The 12009-nt window shown below is 72.9% G+C and carries 9 protein-coding genes; 5 read left to right on the top strand and 4 right to left on the bottom strand.

The genetic code is table 11. From position 1 onward, the window contains the following. Positions 1-47: 47 nt before the first annotated feature. The 4 genes from ABTX62_RS23950 to mtnA form a co-directional block, all read right to left on the bottom strand. Entirely contained in the window at positions 48-1877 is a 1830-nt protein-coding gene (locus ABTX62_RS23950; RefSeq protein WP_352118113.1) for an LpqB family beta-propeller domain-containing protein, read from the bottom strand. Continuing rightward, the gene (gene mtrB / locus ABTX62_RS23945) at positions 1867-4062 is read right to left on the bottom strand and encodes an MtrAB system histidine kinase MtrB (RefSeq protein ID WP_352118112.1); all 2196 of its coding nucleotides are present in this window, start codon (positions 4060-4062) and stop codon (positions 1867-1869) included. Before mtrB ends, ABTX62_RS23950 begins: the two co-directional genes overlap by 11 nt. A 1-nt stretch (position 4063) precedes the next feature. After that, positions 4064-4753 carry a two-component system response regulator MtrA gene (gene mtrA, locus ABTX62_RS23940; protein ID WP_009188938.1) on the bottom strand — a complete coding sequence of 230 codons (690 nt, stop codon included), beginning with the start codon at positions 4751-4753 and terminating at the stop codon, positions 4064-4066. A gap of 231 nt (positions 4754-4984) precedes the next feature. After that, the gene (gene mtnA / locus ABTX62_RS23935) at positions 4985-6133 is read right to left on the bottom strand and encodes an S-methyl-5-thioribose-1-phosphate isomerase (protein WP_352118111.1); all 1149 of its coding nucleotides are present in this window, start codon (positions 6131-6133) and stop codon (positions 4985-4987) included. A gap of 140 nt (positions 6134-6273) precedes the next feature. Here mtnA and ABTX62_RS23930 point away from each other — a divergent pair, with 140 nt between their 5' ends. Genes ABTX62_RS23930 through ABTX62_RS23910 form a run of 5 tightly spaced genes read left to right on the top strand, consistent with a single transcriptional unit; the run spans position 6274 to position 11899 of the window. After that, positions 6274-7635 (top strand): DUF7847 domain-containing protein, encoded by a 1362-nt coding sequence (locus tag ABTX62_RS23930; protein ID WP_352118110.1) that lies wholly within the window; start codon positions 6274-6276, stop codon positions 7633-7635. A gap of 4 nt (positions 7636-7639) precedes the next feature. Further along, a complete protein-coding gene (locus tag ABTX62_RS23925; RefSeq protein ID WP_352118109.1) occupies positions 7640-8407 on the top strand; it encodes a DUF4129 domain-containing protein in 768 nt (255 codons plus the stop codon). Beyond that, entirely contained in the window at positions 8404-9600 is a 1197-nt protein-coding gene (locus ABTX62_RS23920) for a DUF4350 domain-containing protein (protein WP_352118108.1), read from the top strand. Before ABTX62_RS23925 ends, ABTX62_RS23920 begins: the two co-directional genes overlap by 4 nt. Next, the gene (locus ABTX62_RS23915; protein ID WP_352118107.1) at positions 9600-10589 is read left to right on the top strand and encodes an AAA family ATPase; all 990 of its coding nucleotides are present in this window, start codon (positions 9600-9602) and stop codon (positions 10587-10589) included. Before ABTX62_RS23920 ends, ABTX62_RS23915 begins: the two co-directional genes overlap by 1 nt. Next, entirely contained in the window at positions 10589-11899 is a 1311-nt protein-coding gene (locus ABTX62_RS23910; RefSeq protein ID WP_352118106.1) for a DUF58 domain-containing protein, read from the top strand. Before ABTX62_RS23915 ends, ABTX62_RS23910 begins: the two co-directional genes overlap by 1 nt. The last annotated feature ends 110 nt before the right edge of the window (positions 11900-12009 follow it).

Raw genomic sequence — 12009 nt, 5'->3', positions numbered from 1 at the left:
GCGTTCAGCGCACCCCGGCACACACCTGCCGCCGGGACGCTCACACCTCACCCCGGATAAACCGGCGCCGTCCCCTCCGTCACCTTCTGCCACTGCTCGCCCGACGGCAGCCGAACGATGCCGTCCACCGAGTACGCCACCAGCGGCAGCTGATCGTCCTCGGCGGCGGTGACGTCCTTGACGCCGGTCAGGGCCGCGGGCGCCGGCACGTCCGGCGTGGAACCGTCGACCTGGACGTACCGCATCTGCTCGACGCCCCCGTGCTCGCGCCCGACCACGACGAGCCGGCTGTCCCCGGCCCACGACATGGCCGTGACCTCCTCCAACCCCGGTGTCGCGGAGCGCAGTTCGACCACACTCACGGCCGGTTCACCGCCCGGCTTCTCACCCCGCTCGATCAGCCCGATGAGCAGGGTCTTCTTGCCGCCCTTCTCCACCACGAGCGCGATCCGCACCCCGTCGGCGGCCACCCGCACGGACTGGATCCGTCCGTCCAGATGCGGCATGCGCACCTCCAGCGGATCGCCCTTGCCCTCCTGGAGGAGGAGCAGCCGGGGACGGTCGGGGTCGCGGTCGGCCACCCACAGACCGTCGTCCGCGTCCCAGCTGGGCGTGGTCAGCCGCTGCTTCTCGGTCCCGCCCCGACTGCGCAGCACCGGCTCGCCCAGCGAACCGCCCGAGACGAGCGATCCCACGTACAGCGATCTGCCGTCGAGGCTGACACCGGCCGCGGTGTGCTCGTCACGCGAGACCGCCACCGACCGCAGCGCCGTTTCACCCTCGCCGAGCGCCCCCGGCGCCGGTTCCGGATCGGTGTCGCTGTTGCCCGCGGCGATCCGTACGAGCCGGTGCTTGCCGTCGACGAAGTAGAGGTAGTCGGGGTGCCGCGCCGCGCTCCGGGAGGCCGCCGCTTCGGCCGCTTGCTGTGTGAGTGAGCACAGGTCCTCCCCGCCGGCCCGCAGCTCGACCTCGTCCACCGCGGGGCTGAGTTTCCGCAGCGTGAAGAGCAGCTGGGCGGCCATCTCCTCGCACCGGTTGGTGCCGATGCCCGCGGCCTTGTCGTTGAGCGGAACGGTCAGCTTGTTCCGGTCGTCGGGCGTCAGGGCGCCGGCGTCCTTCGCCAACGCCGTACCGGTGGGGAAACTCGACCCGACCACGGGCCCCAGCCATCGCGTGGGCCCGTTGAGCAGGGAGCTCACCATCTGCGTCATGGGCTCCACGCGCCGCCGCACGTAGACCGGGTCGGCGACCGCCGTGGGCTGTGACTTCGATCCGGCCGTGTCGGTGTTCGAGGCGAAGTAGTACTTGCTGACGGACATGTAGTTGCGCTGGAAATCCGACTCGCCGATGACGACACCCTGCGGCAGCGCGTCGATCCGCCACTGCCGCTTGCTGTTCTGCGTCAGGTGCACGCTCCCGCCGTACGCCCCCGTGGCGGGCGCGTACGCCTGCTGCGCGTCGACGGTGGCGACCTTGGTGCCGGTCAGCATGTACGAGATCGCGCCGCTGTCCTCCCCACCGCCGCCCGCCTCGGGCTTGGCGCCCGGCCCGTCCGTCAGCACGGTGGTGGACGCCTCGGGACGCCAGGTCTTCGCGGCGTCGCCGGTCAGGTACTGGCGTGCCGTCTTGTAGTGCGGATCGTCGCTGGTGAGCGCCTCCAGGAAGCCCTGCACGATGTCCGAGGGCGGCGCGTCCTCCCCCGGTGGCACGGCGAACACCCGCACCTGCGTCTCCTGGCGGGGGGTGGACTCCACGCCCCGTAGATCCCCGCTGTCCGGCATCGAGGCGCACCCGGCCAGTACCAGGACGCCACCGGCGGCGTACACCATCACACGCGCGGGCCTGCGCCGGCCGCGCCCCTCGCGGTCAGCGCCCACGAGATGCCTCCCCTTGCCTGTCCACGTCCCGGGGCCCGGTCACCCGGCCACCCGGTCCCGCGGAGCGGTCGTCCTCGTTCCGCGCCCCGTTCACGACCGGATTCCGGGTCGGCCCGGTCCGGCCGTCGGCGCCCTCGCCCCGCCCCGTCCCGTCCGGGTCACTCACGCCCGCGCCGGGAGCCGACTGCTCCGCCCCGGCCGCCCGGTCCTGCCGCCGCGTGCCCGAGGAGGGCCTGGGCACCACACGGGAACCATTGCCGGGCAGGGCCGTCGGGTCCGCCGTGGGGGCGACGCGCGGCGGTATCGGGTCCCGCTTCGTGCCCTGCGACACCGGCCCGCTCACCGGCTGCGCCGGCACGGTCGCCCGCTTCTCGCCGTCTCCACCGCCGCACGGCAGGCCGGCGTCGTCCAGCCCCCGGTTCCGTCGTGAATCCTTGGGCTCCAGCGGTATCGGCGAGCCCCGCAGCGGCTCGTCGGCGGTCCTGGGCAGCGTCAGCCGGAACTGCGAACCGCCCCCCGGCTCGCCCCACGCCTGCAGCCAGCCGCCGTGCAGCCGCGCGTCCTCCAGGGCGATCGACAGCCCCAGCCCCGTACCACCGGTGGTCCGCGCGCGTGCCGGGTCGGCCCGCCAGAAGCGGCTGAACACACGGGTCGCCTCGCCCGGCTTCAGCCCGACCCCGTAGTCCCGCACCGCCACGGCGACGGCACCACCGGCCGCGGCGAGCTTCACGACGACGTCCCTGCCCTCACCGTGCTCGACGGCGTTGACGACGAGGTTGCGCAGCACCCGCTCCACGCGCCGGGCATCGGCCTCGGCGACGACGGGCTGCTGGTCCCCGAGGACCCGGATGCGGGTGCCCTTGCGCTCCGCGAGCGGCTCGGCCCCGCTGACGACACGCCGCACGACGTCCCTGAGGTCTACCGGCTCCGCCTCCAGGGCCGCGGCACCCGCGTCGAACCGGCTGATCTCCAGCAGGTCGGCGAGCAGCGACTCGAACCGGTCCAGCTGGTCGGCGAGGAGTTCCGCCGACCGGGCGGTCACCGGGTCGAAGTCCACACGCGCCTCGTGGATGACGTCCGCGGCCATCCGGACGGTCGTCAGCGGCGTACGCAGCTCGTGCGACACGTCCGACACGAACCGCCGCTGCATCCGCGACAGGTCCTCCAGCTGGCTGATCTTCAGCTGGAGGTTCTGCGCCATCTTGTTGAAGGCCTCGCCGAGCCGCGCGATGTCGTCCTCGCCGGTGACCTTCATACGTTCCTGAAGCCGCCCCGCCGACAGCCGCTCGGCGATCCCCGCCGCCATCCGCACCGGCGTGACGACCTGCCGTACGACGAGCCAGGCGATGGCCCCGAGCAGGACCACGACGAACAGCCCGGCCGTCGCCAGCGTGCCCTTGACCAGGCTCAGCGACTTCTCCTCCTGGGTGAGCGGGAAGAGGTAGTACAGCTGGTACGGATCGCCGTTGGGGTCGTCGACCTGCATGCCGATGACCAGGCCCGGCTGGGAGTCCTTGGTGGGGTTGTTGTAGGTGATGCGGGTGTAGCTCTGCGCGGCCGCCGTACTGCCGCCGACCCGCTCCCGCAGGTCCGGGGGCACGCTCCTGCTCCAGTCCACCTCGCCGGAGGCCCGCTGTCCGCGGCCGCCCGCACCGTCCGCGCCGGAGGCCGGGAGCGTCACCACGTCGAAGGCGCCCTGGCCGCCGCTGGACAGCGAGGAGACGAGATCGCTCATCCACGGGGTGACGTTCTGCGCGGGGCGCCCGCCCGCCGTGGCGGCGTCGTCGCCGGTGCCGCTCGCCTCCTCGTCGGCCCGCTGCTTGGCCACCGCGAACCCGCCCGTGGCCTGGCTCTGGGACGCCTTCACCTTGGCGTCCAGCAGGCCGTTGCGCACCTGCCCGATGACGACGAAGCCCAGCAGCAGCACCACGCCGAGCGACATCAGCAGCGTCGTGACGACGACCTTGAGCTGGATGTTGCGCCGCCACAGCCGCATGACGGGCAGCAACGGCCGGCGCACCCACCGCATGAACAAGCGGATGACCGGGCTGCCCTGAACGCCGCCCTGGAGCAGCCCGCTCTCCAGGAACCGCGCCCAGCGGGAGTCGGACTTCTTCCGCCCGACAGGCCGCTCCGGGCGGGCCCCGGGCCGGCCGGGCGCCGAAGCGGCACTGTCTCCGGACATGTCAGCTCGGCCCTGCCTTGTACCCGACACCACGGACGGTCACCACGATCTCCGGCTTCTCCGGGTCCTTCTCGACCTTGGAGCGCAGCCGCTGCACATGCACGTTGACCAGCCGCGTGTCCGCCGCGTGCCGGTAGCCCCACACCTGCTCCAGCAGCACCTCGCGCGTGAACACCTGCCACGGCTTGCGCGCCAGCGCGACCAGCAGGTCGAACTCCAGCGGCGTCAGCGCGATCGACTGCCCGTCCCGCTTCACGGAGTGCCCGGCCACGTCGATGACCAGGTCACCGATGGCGAGCTGCTCCGGAGCGGGCTCCTCCGACCTCCGCAGCCGCGCCCGGATGCGGGCCACCAGCTCCTTCGGCTTGAACGGCTTCACGATGTAGTCGTCGGCACCGGACTCCAGGCCCACGACGACATCGACGGTGTCGCTCTTCGCGGTCAGCATCACGATCGGCACGCCCGACTCCGCCCTGATCAGGCGGCACACCTCGATGCCGTCCCGGCCGGGCAGCATCAGGTCCAGCAGCACAAGATCGGGCTTGGCCTCGCGAAAAGCGGCCAGCGCCTTGTCGCCGTCGGCCACGAACGACGGCTCGAAACCCTCACCACGCAGCACGATGCCGAGCATCTCGGCCAGTGCGGTGTCGTCGTCGACGACAAGGACTCGTCCCTTCATAAACGACATCATCCCATTCTCATAACGGTGGCGAAGGCAGTGGTGAGGTAGCTCACCGGCCAGTGACCATAGTCGCAGTAAGCGCTACTGTCTGCTTTCGTCCGCCTGCCCATGATCTCGACGCGGACGAGACCCGCCCGATTTCACGGCTCCCCGAGGGCGCGGGGGGCCGCAGAACCGAGCGGGGCGAACCGAGGGTGCCAGGAAGCCGCCTCGCCCCGCGCACCCTCCGTAACCGTCGGCTCAGTCCGCCGACACCCGTCGGGACCGCGCACACACCTCGGCGAGCGCCTCCGCCGTCACAGGCGAAACAACGCCCTCCTCCGTGACGATCGCCGTCACCAGCTCGGCAGGAGTCACGTCGAACGCCGGGTTGTAGGCCTGCGTCCCCAGTGGCGCCACCGGAATCCCACCGCCCGCCTCCGCACCGGCCACCGGCACCTGCGGCGCGGTCACCTCCGTCACCTCGTGCCCCGGCCGCTGCTCGACCTCGATGGACGCACCGTCCGCGGTGTCCAGATCCACCGTCGTCACCGGCGCCACCACGATGAAGGGCACATGGTGGTACCGCGCCAGCACCGCCAGCGGATAGCTCCCGACCTTGTTCGCCACCGAACCGTCCGCCGTGATGCGGTCCGCCCCGATCAGCACCGCGTCCACCTCGCCCGCGGCGAACAGCGATCCCGCCGCGTTGTCGGTGAGCAGCGTGTACGCCATCCCGCTGCGAGCCGCCTCGTACGCCGTCAGGCGAGCCCCCTGAAGCAACGGCCGCGTCTCGTCCACCCACAGCCGCCGCAGCCGGCCCATCCGGTGCGCCGCGAGCGCCACCGCGAACGCCGTCCCCTCCCCGCCCGACACCAGCGAACCGGTGTTGCAGTGGGTGAGGATCCGGTGCCCGCCTCCGGGCAGCAGCTCGTCGAGCAACGCCAGCCCGTGCTCGGCCATCCGCCCACTGGCCTCGGCGTCCTCTCGGTGCAGCTGCCGCGCCGCGGCCAGCGCCGCCGCGGCCGCCCGCCGGACGTCACCGCCCTCGGCGAGCGCCGCCCGGTGAGCCGCCTGGGCCCGGCGCACACCCACAGCCAGGTTCACCGCGGTCGGCCGGGCACTCGCCAGCGCGGAGGCGGCCTCGTCCACGTCGAAGCCCCGCACGGCCGCGAGCGCGACCCCGTACGCCCCCGCGATGCCGAGCAGGGGCGCTCCGCGCACGGCGAGCGAGCGAATCGCCTCCACGAGTGCGGAGGCGTCCGTACAAACCAGTTCGACCTCCTCGACGGGCAGCCTCGTCTGGTCCAGCAGGACCAGAACGGGGCCTTCCGGTGGCTCTTCCCAGCGGATCGCGGGGATATCGGTCGGCCGCTTGTCGTCACCGCTGCGCGCGTACTGATCAGCCATGCCGTCAGTCTGCCCCCTATCGGGCGGACAATTGAAGGTGCGCAGCCCCTACCTCGGCCGGTCGTTCCAAGACCACCCCATGGCACGATGGCTGCCAACCTGCCGCCGCGACCGCGGACGGGCACCGTGAAGGAGCGACGATGAACGACACTCCGGGCTGGGCCTCGCCCGGATCCGCCCCGTCCGACGGGCAGAAGCCGGATCAGTCCGGCCCTGCCGAGCCCACCGACCACCCCGGACCCGCACAGCCCGCGGACGAGCCGGCCCAGCCCGGCCAGACCCCGCAGGACCCCGGCCCGCAGTGGTCCAAGGAGCAGCCGCCACCGGCCCAGTGGTCCGCCCCCAGCGGCCCGGCCGTCCCCGGCCAGGCTCCCCCGCCCCCGCCGCCCGGGCCGGGAAACTGGGGCACCCCGCCTCCCGGCGGCCACGGCCCCGGCGGATACGGCCCCGGAGGCCGACCCGGACACGGCGCCCCCGGCGGCTGGGGAGGCGGCTGGGGCGGTCCCCCGCCCGCCGCCAAACCCGGCGTCATCCCGCTCCGCCCGCTCGGCGTGGGCGAGATCCTCGACGGCGCGGTCTCCACCATGCGCGCCTACTGGCGCACCGTCCTGGGCATCTCGCTCACCGTCGCCGTCCTCACCGAGGTCATCGTCGTCCTGTTCCAGGGCCTCGTCCTGGACGACTCCTCCACCGACGCCCTCAACGATCCCAGCGCGACCCTCGGCGAGCTGACCCGCGCCATGGGCGACGCCATGCTCAGCTCCACCGTCGTCTTCGTGATCTCCCTGGTCGGCACCGTCATCGCGACCGCGCTGCTCACCACCGTCACCAGCCGTGCCGTCCTCGGCAAGTCGGTGACCATCGGCGAGGCCTGGCGCGACGCCCGCCCTCAGGTCTTCAAACTGTTCGGCCTGATCTGCCTCCTGCTGCTCATCACCGCCGGCGTCGTCACCGTGGGCAGCCTGCCCGGCATCATCGTCGGCGTCACCGTGAACGGCGGAGCGGGTGTCGCCCTGACCGTCCTCGGCATCATCGGCGCCGGCATCGTCGCTCTGTGGCTGATGATCCGCTTCTCCCTCGCCTCGCCCGCCCTGATGCTGGAGAAGCAGGGCATCAAGAAGGCCCTGATCCGCTCCGCCAAGCTCGTCCGGGGCACCTGGTGGCGGATCTTCGGCATCCAGCTGCTCGCCACGCTCATCGCGGGCGTCGTCGCCTCGATCATCGTCATCCCCTTCACCCTCCTCGCCGCGGCCCTCAGCGGCGACGGCCTCACCGGCTGGCTCAACACCGGTGCCGGCGGCCTCGGCTGGACATTCCTCATCATCAGCGGCATCGGCTCGGTGATCGGCTCCATGATCACGTTCCCGATCACGGCAGGCGTCACCGTGCTCCTGTACATCGACCAGCGCATCCGCCGCGAGGCCCTCGACCTCGAGCTGGTCCGCGCCGCGGGCGTCCAGGGCCACGGCTCCCCCGCCCCCGGCGCCACCCCGGGGAGCTGATGCGGTGAGCAGGGCGGGGGAGCTTCTCACCACGGCGCTGCCACGCGCCGGCATACGGACGCTGCTGAGCGCCGGCGACACACCCCTGCTGTCGCCGGCCCGCTCCGCCGACGATCCGCCCCTCACCCTCCCGCGCGACCCCGCGCGGGAGGCGGCCCGGCGTGAGCTGTCCAAGCGGATGTACCACGAGGACGACCCCAGCCTGTTCCAGCGCGCCCTGGACGCCTTCTGGGACTGGCTCGGCAAACTCTTCAACGCCACCTCGGCCGCCACCCCCGGCGGCACACTCGGCCTGGTCGTCATCATCCTGGCCGTCATCGCGCTCCTGGCCGCCCTGTGGTGGCGCCTGGGCACCCCCCGCCGCCAACCCGCGTCCTCCGCCGCCCTGTTCGACGACCGCCCCCGCAGCGCCGCCGACCACCGCGCCGCCGCCGAGGCACACGCCGCACAAGGCCACTGGAACCAGGCCGTCCAGGAACGCATGCGGGCCCTCGTCCGCGCCCTGGAGGAACGCGCCCTCCTCGACGTCCGCCCCGGCCGCACCGCAGACGAGGCCGCAGCCGAAGCCGGCCGCGCCCTGCCGGCCCACACCGACCGGCTGCGCACCGCCGCCCGCGACTTCGACGACGTGACGTACGGCGGCCGCTCGGCGACAGAGCAGTCGTACCACCGCATCACTGAACTCGACCGCGACCTGGAACGCACCAAGCCCCAGCTCACGGCGAGCAGCGCGAGCACGGCCCCCAACAGTCGCCAGGGAGCCGCCGAATGACCACCGAGGCCACCCTCTCGCCCACCTCGTCCTCGCCCACCGCCCGCCAGGTGTGGACCCGCGCGCGCGGCATCGCGCTCGCCCTCGTGGTGCTCCTCGTGGGAGCCGTCGCCATCGCCCTCATCCGCTCCGACGCCCGCCACGGCGAACTCGACCCGCGCTCCGCCGACCCGGGCGGCAGCCGCGCCGTCGCCGAACTCCTCGCCGACCGCGGCGTGGACACCCGGGTCGTCACCACCCTGGACGACGCGGCCGACGCAGCCGGACCCGACACCACCCTCCTGGTGGCCGCCCCCGATCTGCTGACCCCCAGCCAGCAGACCCGCCTGCACCGCGCCTTGGCCGACTCCCGCGGGCGCACCGTCCTGGTCGCCGCCGGCAGCGCCTCCATCGAACGGCTCGCCCCCGGCGTCACCGCCGACCCCGCCACCAGCCTCGACTCGGCACTCGCCCCGGACTGCACCCTGCCCGCCGCCCGACGCGCAGGCACCGCCGAGACCGGCGGCGTCCGCTACACGACGACCCACCTCGGCGCGGACCAGTGCTACCCCAGCGAGCGTCTGGCCACCCTGCTGCGCATCCCGGACGCACGCGGGGACGGCGACACCATCGTCCTGGGCGCGCCCGACATCCTCCTCAACGACCGCCTCGACGAGCAGGGCAACGCTTCGCTCGCCCTCCAGCTCCTCGGCTCCCGCCCCCATCTCGTCTGGTACCTCCCCTCGCTCTCCGACACGTCGGCCACCGACGCCGATGGCCAACGTGGCTTCTTCGACCTGCTCCCCTCGGGCTGGCTCTGGGGCACCCTGCAACTCTTCATCGCCGCAGCCCTGGCCGCCCTCTGGAGGGCACGCCGACTCGGCCCCCTCGTGCCCGAAAAACTCCCCGTCGCGATCCGTGCCTCGGAAACCGCCGAAGGCCGCGCCCGCCTCTACCGCAAGGCCGACGCCCGCGACCGCGCGGCCGACGCTCTGCGCTCCACCACCCGCACCCGCCTCGCCCCCCTCCTAGGCGTCCCCGTCACCCAGGCGCACACGCCCGAGGCCCTGCTCCCCGCCCTGTCCGCCCACCTCCACGGCGACGGCCGGGACCAGCACGCACTCCTCTTCGGACCACCGCCCAGCGACGACACAGCACTCATCGCACTCGCCGACCGACTCGACGCCCTCGAAAGAGAGGTACGCCGTCCATGATGGACCCGACCACTGACAACGCCGGGCAGACCGGGGACCCGGGCACCGCCCGAGACGCCCTGGAGGCCCTGCGCGCCGAGATCGCCAAGGCCGTGGTCGGCCAGGACCCCGCCGTCACCGGTCTCGTCGTCGCCCTGCTCTGCCGCGGCCACGTCCTCCTCGAAGGCGTCCCCGGCGTCGCCAAGACCCTCCTGGTCCGCGCCCTCGCCTCCGCCCTCGAACTCGACACCAAGCGCGTCCAGTTCACCCCCGACCTCATGCCGAGCGACGTGACCGGCTCCCTGGTCTACGACACCCGCAGCGCCGAGTTCTCCTTCCAGCCCGGCCCGGTCTTCACCAACCTCCTCCTCGCCGACGAGATCAACCGCACGCCTCCCAAGACCCAGTCGTCCCTCCTGGAAGCCATGGAGGAACGCCAGGTCACCGTCGACGGCACGCCCCGCCCCCTCCCCGACCCCTTCCTGGTCGCAGCAACGCAGAACCCGGTCGAGTACGAGGGCACCTACCCCCTCCCGGAAGCCCAGCTGGACCGCTTCCTCCTCAAGCTCACCATCCCCCTCCCCTCCCGCCAGGACGAGATCGACGTCCTCACCCGCCACGCCGAGGGTTTCAACCCGCGCGACCTCCGAGCCGCCGGCGTCCGCCCCGTGGCGGGCCCCGCCGACCTGGAAGCAGCCCGAGCCGCCGTCGCCGAGACGACCGTCTCCCCGGAGATCACCGCCTACGTCGTCGACATCTGCCGCGCCACCCGCGAGTCGCCGTCCTTCACGCTCGGCGTCTCGCCACGAGGCGCCACGGCCCTCCTGGCCACCGCCCGCGCCTGGGCCTGGCTGACCGGCCGCGACTACGTCATCCCGGACGATGTGAAGGCCCTCGCCCTCCCCACCCTCCGGCACCGCGTGCAGCTCCGCCCGGAGGCCGAGATGGAAGGCGTGACGGCCGACTCGGTCATCAACGCGATCCTCGCCCACGTCCCCGTCCCCCGCTGATGGCACTCACCGGACGCGCCGCCCTCCTCGCGGCCCTGGGCTCCCTCCCCGTCGGCATCTGGGAGCCCGGCTGGACGGGCATCCTGGCGGTCAACGCCCCCCTGGCCGTGGCCTGCGCCTGCGACTTCGCACTGGCCGCCCCCGTACGCCGCCTCGGCCTGACCCGCTCCGGCGACACCTCCGTACGCCTGGGCGACACGGCGGACGTGACCCTCACCCTCACCAACCCGTCCCGCCGCCCCCTCCGCGCCCGGCTCCGTGACGCCTGGCCCCCCAGCAGCTGGACGCCGGGCACGGAAACGACGGCCTCCCGCCACCGCATCACGGTCCCGCCGGGCGAACGCCGCCGTGTGACGACCCGTCTACGCCCCACCCGCCGAGGCGACCGCCAGAGCGACCGCGTCACCATCCGCTCGTACGGCCCTCTCGGCCTCTTCGCCCGCCAGGGGACCCACAAGGCCCCCTGGACGGTGCGCATCCTCCCTCCGTTCACCAGCCGCAAGCACCTACCGTCCAAACTGGCCCGCCTGCGCGAACTGGACGGCCGGACCAGCGTCCTCACCCGCGGTGAAGGCACGGAGTTCGACAGCCTGCGCGAATATGTCCCGGGCGACGACACCCGCTCCATCGACTGGCGCGCCACAGCCCGCCAGACCACGGTCGCCGTACGGACCTGGCGTCCCGAGCGGGACCGCCACATCCTCATGGTCCTCGACACCGGCCGCACCTCGGCCGGCCGCGTGGGCGACGCCCCCCGCCTGGACGCCGCCATGGACGCGGCTCTTCTGCTCGCAGCCCTCGCCTCCCGCGCCGGCGACCGCGTGGACCTTCTCGCCTACGACCGTAAAGTTCGCGCCCTCGTCCAGGGCCGCACCGCGGGCGACGTCCTTCCCGCCCTGGTCAACGCCATGGCCACGCTCGAACCGGAACTCGTCGAGACGGACGCCCGAGGCCTCACGGCCACCGCCCTGCGCACGTCCCCCCGCCGCTCCCTGATCGTCCTGCTCACGTCTTTGGACGCGGCTCCCGTCGAGGAGGGCCTGCTTCCGGTCCTCCCCCAGCTCACTCAGCGCCACACGGTCCTGGTGGCCTCGGTGGCGGACCCGCACATCACCCACATGGCCAAGGCCCGCGGGGATGTCGACGCTGTCTACGCGGCCGCCGCAGCCGCCCAGGCCCAGTCGGAACGTCACCGCACCGCGGAGCAACTCCGTCGCCACGGCGTCACGGTCGTCGACGCCGCACCCGACGACCTGGCGCCGGCGCTGGCGGATGCCTACTTGGCGTTGAAGTCGACCGGACGCCTCTGAAGGAAAGCGGTCCCCGAAAGGGGCCCTCAACGCAGAAAACCCCCGCATCCGAAGATGCGGGGGTTTTCACAAGAATTGTTCGGCGGCGTCCTACTCTCCCACAGGGTCCC

Source organism: Streptomyces sp. NPDC096046 (assembly GCF_040303285.1).
Lineage (GTDB): Bacteria > Actinomycetota > Actinomycetes > Streptomycetales > Streptomycetaceae > Streptomyces.
The sequence above is the reverse complement of the archived record's forward strand: the minus strand, read 5'-3'. Positions and strand labels throughout refer to the sequence as shown.